This window comes from Marinobacter sp. es.048 (assembly GCF_900188435.1).
Taxonomy (GTDB): Bacteria; Pseudomonadota; Gammaproteobacteria; order Pseudomonadales; family Oleiphilaceae; genus Marinobacter.
Genome location: NZ_FYFA01000001.1, coordinates 463,898 through 479,392, shown reverse-complemented (window position 1 = coordinate 479,392; position 15,495 = coordinate 463,898). Strand labels below are relative to the sequence as shown.

Below are 15,495 nucleotides of genomic sequence, written 5' to 3'. Positions count from 1 at the left end.
GGCGGTAACGGGGGTTTTCATGAGTGCGGTTGCAGATACCCACGCCCAGGATCATCATCACGGCCCGGCAAAAGGCATCAGTCGATGGCTGCTGACCACAAACCACAAGGATATCGGGACAATGTACCTGATATTCAGTTTCGCCATGTTCCTGTTGGGTGGAACCATGGCCATGGTGATCCGGGCTGAGCTGTTCCAGCCCGGGCTGCAGATTGTGCAGCCGGAATTCTTCAACCAGATGACTACCATGCATGGCCTGATCATGGTCTTCGGTGCGGTCATGCCGGCCTTTGTCGGCCTGGCAAACTGGATGATTCCGCTGATGATCGGCGCGCCGGACATGGCCCTTCCAAGGATGAATAACTGGAGTTTCTGGCTGCTGCCCTGCGCCTTCCTGATCCTGGTTTCCACGCTGTTCATGGAAGGTGGCGCGCCCAATTTCGGCTGGACTTTCTATGCGCCCCTGTCGACGACCTACGGGCCACCCAGTACTACCTTCTTCATCTTTGCTGTCCATATCATGGGTATTTCCTCGATCATGGGCGCGATCAACGTGATCGCCACCATCCTGAACCTACGGGCGCCGGGCATGACCCTGATGAAGATGCCCCTCTTCGTCTGGACCTGGCTGATCACCGCGTTCCTGTTGATTGCGGTTATGCCGGTCTTGGCTGGTGTGGTTACCATGATGCTGATGGACATTAACTTCGGCACCAGTTTCTTTGATGCCTCCGGCGGTGGCGACCCGGTGCTGTTCCAGCATGTGTTCTGGTTCTTCGGGCATCCCGAGGTGTACATCATGATCCTGCCGGCTTTCGGGGCAGTGTCCCATATCATTCCGGCATTCTCCCGCAAGCCTCTGTTTGGCTACGCCTCCATGGTCTATGCGGTCGGTGCCATCGCCCTGCTTTCCTTCGTGGTCTGGGCGCACCACATGTTCACCGTAGGGATTCCCATTGTTGGCCAGCTGTTCTTCATGTACGCCACCATGCTGATCGCGGTGCCCACCGGGGTGAAAGTGTTCAACTGGGTGGCTACCATGTTCCGAGGCTCCCTCACCTTCGAAGCACCGATGCTGTTTGCCGTGGCGTTCGTTATTCTGTTCACCATTGGCGGCTTCTCCGGTCTGATGCTGGCCATTGCCCCGGCTGACTTCCAGTACCACGATACCTACTTCGTGGTTGCCCACTTCCACTACGTGCTGGTGCCGGGTGCCATCTTCGGGATCTTTGCTTCGGCTTACTTCTGGCTGCCCAAATGGACCGGCCACATGTATGACGAAACCCTTGCCAAGACCCATTTCTGGCTGTCCTTTATCGGCATGAACCTGGCGTTCTTCCCGATGCACTTCCTGGGCCTGGCCGGCATGCCGCGTCGGATTCCGGACTATGCCCTGCAGTTTGCCGATTTCAACATGGTTTCAAGCGTTGGCGCCTTCATGTTCGGTGCCACCCAGCTGTTGTTCCTGCTGATCGTGATCAAATGCGTCAAGGGTGGCAAAAAGGCTGCTGCGCAGCCCTGGGATGGTGCTGAAGGACTGGAGTGGACCGTGCCCTCACCAGCGCCTTACCACACCTTTGCGACACCACCGGAAGTGAAGTAACCGGAGTACGTGGCCATGGCGGATCAGCAGGCAAAAAAGGCAGTCGCGCCCCGGAGCAACGCCCGGGTCGTGGGCTGGTGCATGGCCAGCGTGGTCGGCATGTTCGCCTTTGGATTTGCCATGGTGCCCCTGTACGACGTGTTCTGCGAGATTACCGGGATCAACGGCAAGACCGGTGGGCGATACGAATCCACCGAGGTGGCCGAAGCGGACATGACTCGGACGGTGAAAGTACAGTTTCTCGCTTCCAATGGCCCGGGAATGACGTGGAAGTTTCGCCCGGTCGTGCGTTCTGTTGATGTGCACCCCGGGGAGCCGACGACGGTGAACTTCTATGCCGAGAACCCCACGGCCGAGCCGATGGTCGGGCAGGCGGTTCCCAGCCTTGCGCCCTCAGAAGGCACGCTCTACTTCCACAAGACCGAGTGCTTCTGTTTCAACCAGCAACCGCTTGAAGCCGGCGAAAGCACTGAAATGCCCCTGATTTTTATCGTCGATAAAGACCTGCCGGCGCACATCACGAAACTCACCCTGTCCTATACGCTTTACGATCAGGGCATGCAGCCGGCGGTAACGCAAACTTCCCGGAAAGACACAACAACAAACGATAACGGATAAGCCATCGGAGACTGTCATGGCGGAAAACCAGACCTATTACGTTCCGGAACAGAGCAAGTGGCCCATCATTGCGACGGTTGGCCTCGGCGTGACCCTCTATGGGGTTGCGGCCATCATGGTCAACGGCAAGCAGGGCGAGAGCACCACCGGTGCCTGGATCATGTTCATGATTGGCGCCATCATCATGGCGTACATGTTGTTCGGCTGGTTCGGGAACGTCATCAAGGAAAGCCGGGCCGGGCTGTACAGTCCGCAGATGGATCGTTCTTTCCGCTGGGGCATGAGTTGGTTTATTTTCTCGGAAGTGATGTTCTTCGCCGCGTTTTTCGGGGCCCTGTTTTACGTTCGAGTATTCGCTGTGCCCTGGCTGGGTGGCGAGGGCGACCGGGGTTCCTCCAACATGCTGTGGGAAGGCTTTCAGTCGAGCTGGCCTCTCATCAATAACCCTAGCCCGGAGGCCTACCCCGGACCCAAAGAGGTCATCAGTGCCTGGGGCCTGCCGTTAATGAATACCATTCTGCTGGTGACATCTTCCTTCACGGTAACCGTGGCTCACCATGCCCTGAAGGCCGGCAATCGGGCGAAAACCAAGCTCTGGCTCGCCCTGACAATCGCGCTGGCCATCGTGTTCGTGTTTGTACAGGGCTACGAGTACATGCACGCCTACCAGGACCTCGACCTGACTCTGCAGTCCGGGATCTACGGCAGCACCTTCTTCATGCTGACAGGCTTCCACGGGGCGCATGTGATTCTAGGGTCACTGATGTTGATCATCATGCTGATTCGCATAAACAAAGGCCACTTCACGGCCGATAATCACTTCGGGTTTGAAGCGGCGGCCTGGTACTGGCACTTTGTGGACGTGGTGTGGCTTGGTCTCTTTGTCTTTGTCTACATTCTCTGAAAAAAGGCTGATCAGGGCGTCGGGTTCAATGTCAGGGCGCCCTGCCAAAGCGCAATCAGAATGACCGCCAGGAGCAGTATGCTGAGTGTGACCCGTACCGCCAGGGAGTTCACCACCCGGTTGGTTTTGCCGCCATCCTTGATGAGAAAGAACAGGCCACTGAACAGACTCACCACGACGGCAAGCATCAAAAAAACGATAAAGCCCTTGAGCATGGGAGTTCCTGTTTTTGTTGGTGCAGTGAATGTACGGGCAGAAACAGGTTCCAGACCCGTTGAGGTCACTATAGCAGAGCATGTCTGATTCGCAGGGCCAACACCGTCAATGGCACTTTGACTGGCGATTGCTGGTGTTCAGTGGCGTCTTCCTGCCCATACTTATAGGCCTCGGTGTCTGGCAGCTGAATCGGGCGGAAGAAAAACAGCTTCTGCTGGACCAGTGGCAGCAGGAAGCGGAAAACCGGGCCTGGCAGGATATGGTGTCCGGTGATCTGACCCGTGGTCGGCCTCTGACACTGACGGGAATGTACGGAAGCCGAAACTGGCTCCTGGATAACCGGACCCGTGATGGCATCCCGGGTTATGAAGTCCTGACAGAGTTTCGTCCTCTGGAGGGGCCGCCGGTGGTGGTCAATCGCGGTTGGGTTCAGGCTCCGCGAACCCGGGATCAGCTCCCGCAGCTGGAAACGCCGGAAGGGATTTTTACCCTGAAAGGACGGATCAGTGATTATCCAGTGCCGCCGGTGCTGGTGGATCAGCCAGAGGCAGGCGGTCAGTGGCCCCGGCGGGTACAGAGTCTGTCGGAGGAGGCCGCTCGAAAGGAGATTCCGGATTTTCCCGACAAAATAGTACGACTTGCCGGCAATCGGCAACCGGGCGCTTACCGGGCTGACTGGGAACCGGACCTGATGGGGCCACAAACCCATTACGGATATGCCACGCAATGGTTTGCGCTGGCCGTGGCGCTGACTATATTGACTATAGTGGCGAGTTACCGAAAGACAGGAGCCAATAATGACAATGACAATGGCTAACCGGATATCCGGCCAGGAACAGAACGAAGGGCCCACACCAGAGCAGGCCCGTCGCGGTCGCCGTACGGCGTTCCTGCTGTTTGCGCTGGGTTTTGGCCCGATGATTGTCGCAACCATCATGTTTTACACCGGCTGGCTGAACCCGGCCGGCCACACCAATAACGGCGTTTTGCTTCAGCCAGTGGCTCCGGTCTCAACGCTCAATCTCGAAACGGCTTCCGGTACCCCTCTGGCAGAACGCTTTGGCCCGGACAAAATCGATCCGGACTGGCTTATGATTGTGGCCGCCGGCCAGTGTGGTAGTCAGTGTGAAGAGCTGCTCTATCTGGCCAGGCAGGTGAATATCGCCCTTGGCAAGAACGCCAACCGAGTCTCAAGGGCTGCCGCATTGGGAAGTGTGCCCTCCGATCTGCAGGCGCGGTGGTCTGCCGAATACAGCTCCATGGAGCGTCTTGTTCCTGCGGCGGGTACCCGGCCTGACTGGCCATCAGGTATCAATCCGGAAGCGGAGCCGCGCATCCTTCTGGTTGATCCGTTCGGTAATGTAATGATGCATTACGGTTCCGAGCATACCGGCAAGGATATGCTGGAGGACCTGAAACACCTGCTCAAACTGTCACAGATCGGTTAATGGCCAGAGCGGAGAGTCAGACTTGAATCAGTCACCTGTTTCCCCATCCACGGCGGCCCACAAGATGGCAAAATGGGCGACTTTTGCCGTTTTGCTGGCGGTTGTCGTGATCATGCTGGGTGCCTGGACCCGTCTGGTGCACGCGGGGCTGGGGTGTCCTGACTGGCCCGGGTGCTATGGTTTTCTCACGGTGCCTCAGAGCGAATCGAATATTGCCATCGCGAATGCCCGTTTTCCCGATACGCCGGTGGATGTGCAGAAAGGCTGGCCCGAAATGATCCACCGTTACGCCGCCGGCACCTTGGGGCTGGTGGTGTTCGGCCTGGCAGCCTACGCGGTTCGTAACCGGCGCCAGGGTGTTCCGGTAAAGCTGCCTTTGTTTATCGCCGGTTTCATCATTCTTCAGGGCGCTTTCGGCATGTGGACGGTGACCCTGAAATTGTGGCCCCAGGTGGTGGCGCTGCACTTGCTCGGCGGCTTTACAACACTGAGTCTCCTGACGCTGCTGGCCTTCAGGCTGCGACGTCAGGCCAGGCAGACAAAGGATCGGGAGCCCCCGCCATCCAATGCCCTGTCCGGTTTTCGGCCCTGGCTCTATGGCGGGCTGCTGTTAGTGGTGATGCAGATCGCCCTGGGGGCCTGGACAGCAGCCAACTACGCGGCCGTTGCCTGTACCGATCTGCCTACCTGTCAGGGCCAGTGGTGGCCTGAGGGCATGGATTTTCGGCACGGCTTTGACGTGACCCAGCACGTGGGTCCGAACTACCTGGGTGGCCAGCTGACGGCGGATGGCCGGGTGGCCATTCATGTCACTCACAGGCTCGGTGCCATGCTGGTGCTGGTCTATTTCACCGCTTTACTGGCGTTGATGTGGCGGCGACGTGGTGATTCCCGCCTGGATAACGCCATCCGGCTGGTGGCGGTCCTGCTGGGTGTTCAGATCCTGTTGGGTCTGGCCAACGTGATTTTCCATATTCCCCTGTCCATCGCCGTGGCCCACAACGCCATGGGCGCAGGTCTGCTTCTGTCAGTCATTCACCTGATCTGGCGGCATCAGCTATTACTCAAACCACATAGCATCCCGGCAACACACACAACAACAATGAACCAGGAGGTTACGGCATGAGCGAGCAAGTGGAAGCGCTGCCGGCCCAGGCAATTGCGAGCGACTCCAGAACAACCATTTCCTGGCGTGACTACCTGGAGCTGACCAAGCCTCGGGTGGTAGCGCTGATGATACTCACCTCGGTGATCGGCATGCTGCTGGCAGCCCCTGGAGTACCTGGCTGGGGCGTGCTGGTGTGGGGTAATCTCGGAATTGCCCTGCTGGCCGGCGCTGCGGCTGTGGTTAACCACGTGGTGGACCAGAAAATCGACACGGTTATGGCCCGTACCCGCAAGCGACCGGTGGCCACAGGCAAGATTTCACCCCTGGATGCTGTTCTGTTTGCGACCATTCTTGCGTGTGTTGGTATGGCTGTGCTGATGTGGCAGGTGAATCACCTTACCGCCTGGCTGACCCTCGCCTCCCTGGTCGGCTATGCCGGTGTCTATACCCTGTTCCTCAAGCGGGCCACGCCCCAGAACATCACCATTGGCGGACTGGCCGGCGCCATGCCGCCGCTACTCGGCTGGACCGCGGTCACTGGCCAGGTTGAAGGCCATGCGTTGTTGTTGGTGCTCATCATCTTCGCCTGGACGCCACCCCATTTCTGGGCCCTGGCAATTCACCGTAAGGAAGAATACGCCAAGGCGGGTATTCCAATGCTGCCGGTAACCCATGGCAACAAGTTCACCGAACTTCACATCCTGCTCTACACCCTGATGTTGCTGGCGGTCAGTCTGCTACCTTTTGTCACAGGCATGTCCGGCGGGATTTACCTGGTCGGCGCCCTGGCCCTTGGCCTCCGCTTCCTGCAGTACGCCGTGCGGCTGTTGAAGGGGGATGACCGGCGGGTGGCCCTGAATACCTTCAAGTATTCCATCACTTACCTCATGGCCCTGTTTGTGGTATTGCTTGTGGATCATTTTGTGTTTTTCTGAGTCGATCCATGAAAACGTCCAGCTCTATTCGCCTTACGCTGTTTTGCCTGCTGCTAATCATTGTTCTGATCTTCGGCTTGGTTGTTGGCCGCCAGGTGTTCCTGGTGGGCAACGAGGAACCGATTCCGGCGCCGGAGCTGACGGATTTCAACACCTATGTCTATGACCAGCCCCGGCAGCTGGCGGAATTCACGTTGATGGATGAGAACGGTGAAACGGTCACTCGGGAAAGTCTTAGGGGGCGTTGGACATTTGCGTTCGTGGGCTATACCAATTGCCCGGATATCTGCCCGGCAGCCATGGCCAATTTGCGCCAGACCGACAAGCTGCTGTCGAAGGAACTGCCCCAGCCTGACTATCTGCTGGTCAGCGCCGATCCGGAACACGATACGCCGGAAAAACTCAAAGCCTACACCGATTTCTTCGGTGAGAACTTCCACGGCCTGACCGGGGATCTCGATACCCTCCGGGACCTGGCCAAGAGCCTGAGCGCGGTGTTTGTGCACCGGCAGGTCGATGGCGAACTGCTGGTGGACCACAGCGGCCACTTCGCCCTGCTGAACCCCGATGGCGAACTCGCTGCCGTGATCCAGCCGCCCCATAATCCGCACAACCTGGCCGAGGCCTTCGAGCGGATCTACCAGTGGGCGAAGGCCAATCGTGACCGGGTGAGCTCCTAAAGCCTCAAAAACCCGGAACCCGATGCTCCCTATCGACGCCATCCTTCCAGAGCTGGACAAGGTCCTGGAACAAACCAGTACTGTGTTGTTGCAGGCCCCGCCAGGTGCCGGTAAAACCACTCGTGTCCCCCTAGCTCTTTTGGATGCCGCTTGGCGCGGTGACGGCAAGATCCTGATGCTGGAACCCCGACGCCTGGCGGCCCGATCCGCGGCCCGGTTTATGGCCAGGCAACTGGATGAGAAGCCCGGCCAGACCGTGGGTTATCGCACCCGGCTGGACACCCGGGTTTCCGGCGCCACCCGCATTGAAGTAGTGACCGAGGGCATTCTGACCCGGTTGATCCAGGCCGATCCGATGCTGGAGGACTTCGCGGCAGTCATCTTTGATGAATTCCACGAGCGTTCGCTACAGGCGGATCTTGGCCTGGCCCTGGTGCGGGAATCCCAGCAGGCGTTGCGTGAGGATCTGCGGCTTCTGGTGATGTCGGCAACCCTGGATACCGCTCCCATCGCCAAGGTGCTTGGAGACGTCCCGGTAATTTCCAGCGAGGGGCGGACATTCCCGGTAGCTATTCGCTACCGGCCGCTGCCCCGCAATGGCCGGATAGTGGATCAGGTCACGTCGGTGATTCAGGAGGCACTGGGAGATCAAACCGGCTCCCTGCTGGTTTTCCTGCCCGGCGCCGGTGAAATACGCCGGGTGGAGCAGCAATTGCGGGGAAACCTGCCGGACCATGTGACGGTTGCACCACTTTACGGCAACCTGAAATCGGAACAGCAGGATCAGGCGATTTCACCCGCTCCGGGAGGCCAACGCAAGGTAGTGCTGGCCACGGCCCTTGCCGAAACCAGTCTGACCATTGAAGGGGTCAGGGTTGTTATCGACAGCGGTCAGCAGCGCCGGGCGGTGTTTGATCCCAACAGCGGCATGACCCGTCTGGTGACCGGTCGAGTCTCCAGGGCCTCGGCGGAACAGCGCAAGGGCCGGGCTGGCCGGGTTGAGCCGGGCATCTGTTATCGCCTGTGGAGCGAATCGGAACAGTTCCGACTGGCGGACTATACGCCTCCGGAAATTCTGGAGGCCGATCTGGCGCCCCTGGTTTTGGAGCTGGCCCAATGGGGTGCCCGGGACGCAGCCGCTGTTGCCTGGATCGATGAACCGCCGGCAGCCCATTGGCAACAGGCGGTGGCCTTGTTGCAGTGGCTGGATATGATCGATTCAGACGGGGCTATAACGGATCACGGCAAAGCGGCCCGTGAACTGGGAATCCATCCGCGCCTGGCGCATATGGTGCTGACAGGCCGCTCTATCGGGCTCGGAGGGCCTGCAGCTGCACTGGCTGCCCTGCTTGGAGAGCGGGATCTTCTGGGCCCCGGCGCCGGGGCGGATATGCACGAGCGGATTCGTGTGTTGTACGGCGAGCGACGTGATCGCACGCTGGATGTGGCCCGCCTGAAGGCCGTGCGTCAGTCGGCCAAGCGGCTCTCCGGGCCGGCTCCGGCTGACGCGCCAATGCCCTCAGAGACGGAGGTAGGGCGGTTGCTGGCCCTGGCTTATCCGGATCGTATCGCGCGTCGGCGACCCGGTAACGCCCCTAGGTATCAGCTCAGCAATGGGAAGGGTGCGGTGCTGCGGGAAGACGATCCTCTGGCCCGACACGACTGGTTGGTGGCTGCCGAGCTGGATGGCAAGGCGAGGGAAGCCACCATTTACCTGGCAGCACCGGTGGACACTCCGGATCTGGAGCTGGAGCTGGCTGGGCATATCCACGATATCGAAGAGGCACTGTGGGACGACAGCCAGGGTAGGATCGTGGCGAGGCGTGTCCGTAAACTTGGCGAACTGGTGCTGCAGGAGAATCCGCTTGCCCACGTGGAGCCGGAACTGGTTCAACAAGGTCTGATCAATGCCATCCGGAAAAAGGGAGTGGAGAGCCTGCCCTGGACCGATGACAGTCGCCAGTGGCGTGGCCGTGCGCTGCTGCTAGCCGAAACTTTCCCGGATGATGGCTGGCCGGACACAAGCGATGCGGCCTTGCTGGAAAATCTGGAGAACTGGCTTGGACCGTTTCTGGTTGGCATGACCCGCTGGTCCGATCTGGCCCGGATCGACCTGTTGGCGGCCCTTAACAGCCTGATTGATTACCCGACTCAGCAGAAGCTCCAGACTCTGGCGCCAACGCACCTGACCATACCGACCGGCCAGCGGGTGCGTCTGGACTACACCGCGGACAATGGCCCGGTTCTGGCGGCCAAGCTGCAGGCGTTGTTTGGCTGGACTGAAACCCCTGCCGTCGCCGGCGGGCGGGTGCCGGTGGTGATTCATCTGCTGTCCCCCGCCCAGCGGCCATTGGCGGTCACCGCAGATCTGGCCAGTTTCTGGCGTAACGCCTACCCCGAGGTGCGCAAGGACATGCGTGGTCGGTATCCCAAGCATCCCTGGCCGGAAGATCCCTTTACCGCCGAGGCCCAGCAGGGCACGAAAAAACGCCCTGCTCGCTGATCCGCTGGCTGACCAGAGAGTGTGGAACCAACTCAAAGTACACGTTTCGGGGGGTTATCCACTCCCCTTCAGGCGCGTTGAGTTCGTCTACCGGCATTTGCTCGAGCTCAACCGAACCGGAGTCCGCGTCGCTGTTGCGGAAGCTGTCTGCCAGGACCCATAAGGGCGTGTCGGCGGCCCGGGCTGCCAGAGCCAACAGGTGTGTGCCGCTTTTGTTGATAAAATAACCATCGGCGAGCCAGGTATCGCACCCCGTGATCACCACATCGGCCCTGGAAACAAACAGTCCCATCTGGGCATCGGTAATCAGCGTGACGGGTACGGAGAGTTTATTCAGGGCACGGGCCAGGGAGTGACCCTCAAACCCCGGGCTGCTCTGGGTGCAGATGACGGAAAAGGGCTGTTGGTTCTCGGCCATGCTCTGGAACATAGCCAGGACCACAGAGCTGGCACTGTGGGTCATGATGACGGGGGCTTTCGGCAAATGCTCTCGGGCGTGCCGGGCAATGGTGGTGGTGGCGTTATGTAACTGATCCCGCGTGTCCAGGAGAGCCTGTCGTGCGGCATTCGGATCCCTGGCTAACCGCTGCTCGATCATGGCCAGGGCATTGCCAATCACGATCATATTCGGGCGGGCAGCCCGGAGTTCCGCCAGCAGCCGTGAAAGGATCTTGACGTCCGGCCCGACCTCGTCCAGGTAGGACAGGAGTTCGTCTAGGGTATTCAGTGCCAGCTGCGTGGCGCCGGACTGCAAGTCTTCTCGCACGCCCGCTAAAATAGTCCGTGCCCTGGAATCAAGTCCCTGCATTTTGTCTGCCTCTTTACCTTGCCTGATTCAAGGGTAGCAGCAGGAAGGGTTTTCCTGATTCCTGAGTAGTGAAAATACCACTTGCCTGAGCGGAAACCCTGTATAAAATACGCGCAACTCATCCCTCGAGTGCGCTGTATCCATGCACCTTGTTTCTTTCGATATTTTCCGGACCCTGGGTTTTCCCAACACCACCGTTCTCAAGCCGGACCAGTTTCTGCGGCATAAAGAGCTGTTGAGGGAGGCAGACTGGGTCCTGTTCCCTGAATACTGGCAGTTGAACGCGCTGGTACATGGCCTGAAAAGCCGGGTTTTTCCGAGCGTTGCCAGCTACCGCATCGGCCATGACAAGATTGAAATGACCCGGGCCTTCCAGGCAGTGGCCCCGGAGCACACCCCCTGGACAATGATCGAGGCCAATGGTCCGGTGGAACGGGACATGATCTGGGATGCCATGGCTCATCCGTTCGTGGCAAAGCTGCCGAAGGCCAGCATGGGTGAGGGTGTCTGGCTGATCGAAACTCGCGAGGACTGGCGCCGCTACTGCGAGAGCACGAATGTACTCTATGCCCAGGAATACCTTCCCCTGGACCGCGATGCGCGCGTCGTCGTGGTGGGTGATCGGGTACTGACGGCCTATTGGCGAACCCAGGCAGATCAGGGCTTCTACAATAACGTGGCCCGCGGTGGTCGTGTCGATATGAGTCCGGTGCCCCAGGTAATAACCGACCTTGCGTTGAGGCTCGCCCGGGAATTGGGTGTTGATCACGCAGGTTTTGATATTGCGCTCGTAGAAGGCTATCCCTACGTGCTCGAGTTCAACCGGCTTTTCGGAAACCAGGGCCTCGGCCAGGGCACCGAATTGCAGGAGGCCATTCTCGGCTATCTTCAGGAGCAGACTGCGCCGGAAGACCCGGATGGGCCTACCGATCCGACGCCACTCTGGCCGGTGGCGGTTTGAAGCTCAGGCGCGCACGTCGATCAGACTGCCGACATTGTCGGACGGATTAGCGCCGGCGGTGGCTACCGCAGTTTCGGTTACGCCTTCAAGCAGTTGCAAAGCGCCCTGCTGAGCCATGTCCAGAGAAGTCTTCAAAACAGAAATCTGTGCCTGTTCCTGCACCCGTTGCTGATTCAGCTGAGTGCTGGCAGCGGCAATTGAAGCGATGTCCGACATATCAAAAACCATACAATGCTGTTCAAATTGTGGACAGTTTATCATGAGGCTATTAGCCCTCAACGCCCCTTTTCATTCAGTAACAAATTTCCCCCTTCATGACCAAAATTGCCTACCCGAGGAGCAGCTGAAAACGTGATGATCATTGTATCTGTCTTGGAATGCAGCCCTGCATGTCGAAGACTCAGGCAATATTGCGATCACTGTTGCCCTCATTCAGCATCCGCAACGAACTTGCCAGATCTTCGACGCGTTTGCTGGTTTCTGCCACCAGGCGATTGATTTCATCGGCAGACTGGCTTGTACGCTGGGCGAGCTGGCGAACTTCGTCGGCTACGACTGCGAAGCCTCGACCAGCCTCGCCAGCTCTTGCTGCTTCAATAGCAGCATTGAGTGCCAAAAGGTTCGTCTGTGCGGAAATGTCATTGATGACCCTGACGATGTTGGATATCTCTGAGGATGAATTCAGAACCAGTCCCATTTCCTCGTCGGTAACTCTGACGGCTTTCATCTTGGTATTAATATCAATGCCATACGTCACCACATAGCGCACATTGCCGGCGAAGTCAGCGATCGGACAGATGGTTGTGTCGAACCAGTGCTCTTCACCGTGAACGTCTTCAATGCTGACAGTGCTCTGGATTTGTTCGCCCTGCAGCACTTGCTGGAAAATCTCGTTACCAACGATCTCTGACATGCTCTGAACCCGGTTAACCAGAGCGCTCTCTTCGGAATCCCCAAGGCATTTCAAAAGAAATGGATTGGCTTTGATAAGCCAGCCTTCAAGATCCCATTCGCCGACGGCATTGCTTTCACTGATCGCTTCGAATCTGCGAGTGAACTCGAGCGATTGTTCTTTGGTCTGGGTCACATTGGCCTGGATGGAGATATAGTGGGTTAGTGCGCCAGAGTCGTCGAAAACCGGGTTGATTGCCAAAGACACCCAATAGGGTTGTTGATGACGATCGTAATTCAGGATTTCGTCATAGAATGGCTCATTGTTTCGCAGCTTGTGTCGGATTTTTTCGACGGTGGCGGGATCCGTGTGTTCTCCCTGAAGTAATTCTCCGGGGCTCTCACTGCGTACTTCGTCCAGCGTGTATCCGGTTAATTGCGTAAAGCCTTGGTTTACGTAGACGATCCTACGATCTGGATTAGTAATAATGACTGCATTGTCAGTTTCGTTGGCGACCATCGAAAGCAACCGGAATTCCTCTCGCCTGCCAACCTCCTCGGTGACATCTTTAAGGAAAGCCGTGTAGAGGATTCTGTCATCAAGCCTGATTTTGGATAGCGACAGTGATGCCCAGCGTTTTTGGCCATCCTTCCGGTACACCGGCACTTCGCGGGTTGTGCCAACGATCTTGTCCACGTTGGTTCTTCGGTTGGCGTTAACCATGTCGTCGTGGCGATCGCGAATATCAGTGGGCACCAGCATTTTTACATTCTGGCCCAGCATTTCCGCTCGTTCGTAACCCCAGAGCTCTTCCGCAGCAGCATTGGCGAAAGTTATATCATTGTTTTCGTCAATGGTGACGACAGCATCAAGCGCCTGTTCAAGTGTCTGATTGATTATTTCCCGTGTTGAGCGCTCCTGGGATATGTCCCGGACAAAGGCCGTATAGGTAATGGATTTTCCTTCGATGACTTTACTCAATGAGAGGTTTGCCCAAACCCGGGAGCCATCTTTCCGAGTCATCAGTACATCTCGGCTGATGCCGACAATCTTGTCCTCGCCGGTTTCCCTATTGCGCTGAATGTATCCGTCATGGGCTCCTTTGATGTCATCGGGAACCAGAGTTTTTACGTTCTTGCCAATGACCTCTTGACGTTGGTAACCCCAGAGCTTCTCTGCGGAAGAATTGAAGAATGTGATCCTGTTCTTTTCATCAATGCTGACGACAGCATCGAGCGCCTGCTCCAGGACTTTTTTAGATTGTCTTTGGCAAAAAACATTTAACTCACCCGAAAGAAGTATTGCGCGTCGGCAAACAATATGATCAAAAATAATAACCTTATTCCCTAAAGTCTTCGGTTCGAAATGGAAAGATCGTGTTACTCATTGTTTTCAGGGCATGGGTAAAAGTGCGCATATTCCGGGTTGATGAAAAGCTCGATGATCGCGCCATCTAACGGGTGCTGCAGCGTTGCTGTAGCGCCTTTTTTTATGCCTGTTTGCCCTGTGGAGGGAAACACCATCCATGACCGAAGCCGCCAACGCCAATATTGCTGATTACTACAGCGCCGAGACTTTCAAATGCATCAAGGATTTTGCCGATGGCAAGGAAACCCCGTTTGTAGTGATTGATACCGCCATGATTGATCGCCAGTACGATGAGCTGGTGGAATGCTTTCCTTACGCCAGGGTTTACTATGCGGTAAAAGCCAACCCGGCTCCGCAAGTTCTGACCATGCTGCGTGACAAGGGTGCCTGTTTCGATATCGCGTCGGTGTATGAGCTGGACAAGGTAATGGCCCTGGGTGTGACCGGTGAGCGGATCAGCTACGGCAATACCATCAAGAAGGCGAAAGACATTCGCACCTTCTACGAGAGGGGCGTGCGCATGTTTGCCACCGACTCCGAAGCGGATCTGCGTAACATCGCCAAGGCGGCTCCCGGTTCGAGGGTGTACGTGCGTATCCTGACCGAGGGCACCCTGACTGCCGACTGGCCGCTGTCCCGGAAGTTCGGTTGCCAGACCGACATGGCCATGGACCTGTTGATCCTGGCCCGCGACCTGGGCCTGGTGCCCTATGGCGTGTCTTTCCACGTGGGTTCCCAGCAGCGGGAAATCGGCGCCTGGGATGCGGCCCTGAACAAGGTGAAGGTGATTTTCGAGCGCCTGAAGGAAGAGGATGGCATCGAGCTGAAGATGATCAACATGGGCGGCGGTTTTCCGGCCAACTACATCAGCCGCACCAACGAGTTGAAGGTGTACGCGGAGGAAATCGCCCGGTTCCTGCACGAGGATTTTGGCGCCGAGCTGCCGGAGATCATCATTGAGCCGGGCCGTTCGCTGATTTCCAATGCCGGTGTGCTGGTGAGTGAAGTCGTGCTGATTTCCCGGAAATCCCGCACTGCGCTGCACCGTTGGGTGTTTACCGATGTGGGCAAATTTTCAGGGCTGATCGAGACGCTGGATGAGGCGATCAAGTTCCCGATCTGGACGGAGAAGGTGGGAGAAGGCGAGGACTGTGTGATTGCCGGGCCGACTTGTGACAGTGCCGATATCATGTATGAGCATCACAAGTATCCGTTGCCGTTGAATCTGGCGATTGGGGATCGGATGTATTGGCTGTCTACGGGGGCGTATACCACGACTTATAGCGCCATTGAGTTTAACGGGTTTCCCCCGTTGAAGGACTATTACATCTAGGCTCGGAGGTGGCCGCGGGGCGAGGATACTTTTCCTCTGGGAAAAACAACTCGCTTCGCTCAGACATCTTTTCCCGGCGGAAAAGCATCCCCACCCCAAGGCCTGTCGGCCATTGGTG

At 57.6% G+C, this 15,495-nt stretch carries 15 protein-coding genes; 11 read left to right on the top strand and 4 right to left on the bottom strand.

Translation table 11 applies throughout. From position 1 onward, the window contains the following. Window positions 1-19 precede the first annotated feature (19 nt). The 3 genes from ctaD to CFT65_RS02275 are packed head-to-tail and all read left to right on the top strand — an operon-like array spanning window position 20 to window position 3,125. Entirely contained in the window at window positions 20-1,603 is a 1,584-nt protein-coding gene (gene ctaD, locus CFT65_RS02285) for a cytochrome c oxidase subunit I (protein WP_088826422.1), read from the top strand. A gap of 15 nt (window positions 1,604-1,618) precedes the next feature. Beyond that, complete coding sequence (locus CFT65_RS02280) at window positions 1,619-2,221, top strand: cytochrome c oxidase assembly protein (protein WP_088826421.1); 603 nt, start codon at window positions 1,619-1,621, stop codon at window positions 2,219-2,221. Between the two features lie 16 nt (window positions 2,222-2,237). After that, the gene (locus CFT65_RS02275) at window positions 2,238-3,125 is read left to right on the top strand and encodes a cytochrome c oxidase subunit 3 (RefSeq protein ID WP_014578903.1); all 888 of its coding nucleotides are present in this window, start codon (window positions 2,238-2,240) and stop codon (window positions 3,123-3,125) included. An 11-nt stretch (window positions 3,126-3,136) separates the two neighbouring features. Here the strand turns inward: CFT65_RS02275 and CFT65_RS02270 are convergent, their stop codons facing one another. Then, window positions 3,137-3,340, bottom strand: a complete 204-nt coding sequence (locus CFT65_RS02270; RefSeq protein WP_053113472.1) for a twin transmembrane helix small protein — start codon at window positions 3,338-3,340, stop codon at window positions 3,137-3,139. An 80-nt stretch (window positions 3,341-3,420) separates the two neighbouring features. Between CFT65_RS02270 and CFT65_RS02265 the strand changes: the two genes are divergently transcribed. From CFT65_RS02265 to hrpB, 6 genes are all read left to right on the top strand, one after another. After that, entirely contained in the window at window positions 3,421-4,158 is a 738-nt protein-coding gene (locus CFT65_RS02265) for an SURF1 family protein (RefSeq protein WP_088826420.1), read from the top strand. Further along, on the top strand, window positions 4,151-4,789 hold the full coding sequence (locus CFT65_RS02260; protein ID WP_088826419.1) for a hypothetical protein: 639 nt from the start codon (window positions 4,151-4,153) through the stop codon (window positions 4,787-4,789). The genes CFT65_RS02265 and CFT65_RS02260 overlap by 8 nt, the downstream gene beginning before the upstream one ends. Window positions 4,790-4,853: 64 nt before the next feature. Beyond that, window positions 4,854-5,915, top strand: coding sequence for a COX15/CtaA family protein (locus CFT65_RS02255; protein WP_088826418.1), 1,062 nt, complete (start codon window positions 4,854-4,856; stop codon window positions 5,913-5,915). Continuing rightward, window positions 5,912-6,832 carry a heme o synthase gene (gene cyoE / locus CFT65_RS02250; protein WP_088826417.1) on the top strand — a complete coding sequence of 307 codons (921 nt, stop codon included), beginning with the start codon at window positions 5,912-5,914 and terminating at the stop codon, window positions 6,830-6,832. Before CFT65_RS02255 ends, cyoE begins: the two co-directional genes overlap by 4 nt. An 8-nt stretch (window positions 6,833-6,840) precedes the next feature. Then, entirely contained in the window at window positions 6,841-7,512 is a 672-nt protein-coding gene (locus CFT65_RS02245; RefSeq protein WP_088826416.1) for an SCO family protein, read from the top strand. Window positions 7,513-7,534: 22 nt separating this feature from the next. Then, complete coding sequence (hrpB, locus tag CFT65_RS02240; protein ID WP_088826415.1) at window positions 7,535-10,015, top strand: ATP-dependent helicase HrpB; 2,481 nt, start codon at window positions 7,535-7,537, stop codon at window positions 10,013-10,015. Here the strand turns inward: hrpB and CFT65_RS02235 are convergent. Continuing rightward, a complete protein-coding gene (locus tag CFT65_RS02235; RefSeq protein ID WP_088826414.1) occupies window positions 9,969-10,823 on the bottom strand; it encodes a translation initiation factor eIF-2B in 855 nt (284 codons plus the stop codon). The two genes, hrpB and CFT65_RS02235, sit on opposite strands and share 47 nt — an antisense overlap. A 142-nt stretch (window positions 10,824-10,965) precedes the next feature. Between CFT65_RS02235 and CFT65_RS02230 the strand changes: the two genes are divergently transcribed. Further along, complete coding sequence (locus CFT65_RS02230) at window positions 10,966-11,784, top strand: ATP-grasp domain-containing protein (protein WP_088826413.1); 819 nt, start codon at window positions 10,966-10,968, stop codon at window positions 11,782-11,784. A 3-nt stretch (window positions 11,785-11,787) separates the two neighbouring features. Here CFT65_RS02230 and CFT65_RS02225 read toward each other — a convergent pair whose 3' ends face one another. Beyond that, window positions 11,788-12,000 (bottom strand): YjfB family protein, encoded by a 213-nt coding sequence (locus CFT65_RS02225; protein WP_172408408.1) that lies wholly within the window; start codon window positions 11,998-12,000, stop codon window positions 11,788-11,790. 184 nt (window positions 12,001-12,184) lie between these two features. Continuing rightward, window positions 12,185-13,924: a PAS domain S-box protein gene (locus tag CFT65_RS02220; RefSeq protein ID WP_323807564.1), complete on the bottom strand. Its 1,740-nt coding sequence runs from the start codon at window positions 13,922-13,924 to the stop codon at window positions 12,185-12,187. A 277-nt stretch (window positions 13,925-14,201) separates the two neighbouring features. Between CFT65_RS02220 and CFT65_RS02215 the strand changes: the two genes are divergently transcribed. Continuing rightward, the gene (locus CFT65_RS02215) at window positions 14,202-15,377 is read left to right on the top strand and encodes a type III PLP-dependent enzyme (protein WP_088826410.1); all 1,176 of its coding nucleotides are present in this window, start codon (window positions 14,202-14,204) and stop codon (window positions 15,375-15,377) included. The last annotated feature ends 118 nt before the right edge of the window (window positions 15,378-15,495 follow it).

Bases quoted from the DNA above. Each gene is read 5' to 3' on its own strand.
- CFT65_RS02270 (WP_053113472.1), bottom strand. From the start codon at position 3,340: ATGCTCAAGGGCTTTATCGTTTTTTTGATGCTTGCCGTCGTGGTGAGT.
- CFT65_RS02275 (WP_014578903.1), top strand. From the start codon at position 2,238: ATGGCGGAAAACCAGACCTATTACGTTCCGGAACAGAGCAAGTGGCCC.
- CFT65_RS02225 (WP_172408408.1), bottom strand. From the start codon at position 12,000: ATGTCGGACATCGCTTCAATTGCCGCTGCCAGCACTCAGCTGAATCAG.
- cyoE (WP_088826417.1), top strand. From the start codon at position 5,912: ATGAGCGAGCAAGTGGAAGCGCTGCCGGCCCAGGCAATTGCGAGCGAC.
- CFT65_RS02260 (WP_088826419.1), top strand. From the start codon at position 4,151: ATGGCTAACCGGATATCCGGCCAGGAACAGAACGAAGGGCCCACACCA.
- CFT65_RS02265 (WP_088826420.1), top strand. From the start codon at position 3,421: ATGTCTGATTCGCAGGGCCAACACCGTCAATGGCACTTTGACTGGCGA.
- CFT65_RS02235 (WP_088826414.1), bottom strand. From the start codon at position 10,823: ATGCAGGGACTTGATTCCAGGGCACGGACTATTTTAGCGGGCGTGCGA.
- hrpB (WP_088826415.1), top strand. From the start codon at position 7,535: ATGCTCCCTATCGACGCCATCCTTCCAGAGCTGGACAAGGTCCTGGAA.
- ctaD (WP_088826422.1), top strand. From the start codon at position 20: ATGAGTGCGGTTGCAGATACCCACGCCCAGGATCATCATCACGGCCCG.
- CFT65_RS02245 (WP_088826416.1), top strand. From the start codon at position 6,841: ATGAAAACGTCCAGCTCTATTCGCCTTACGCTGTTTTGCCTGCTGCTA.
- CFT65_RS02280 (WP_088826421.1), top strand. From the start codon at position 1,619: ATGGCGGATCAGCAGGCAAAAAAGGCAGTCGCGCCCCGGAGCAACGCC.
- CFT65_RS02255 (WP_088826418.1), top strand. From the start codon at position 4,854: ATGGCAAAATGGGCGACTTTTGCCGTTTTGCTGGCGGTTGTCGTGATC.
- CFT65_RS02215 (WP_088826410.1), top strand. From the start codon at position 14,202: ATGACCGAAGCCGCCAACGCCAATATTGCTGATTACTACAGCGCCGAG.
- CFT65_RS02230 (WP_088826413.1), top strand. From the start codon at position 10,966: ATGCACCTTGTTTCTTTCGATATTTTCCGGACCCTGGGTTTTCCCAAC.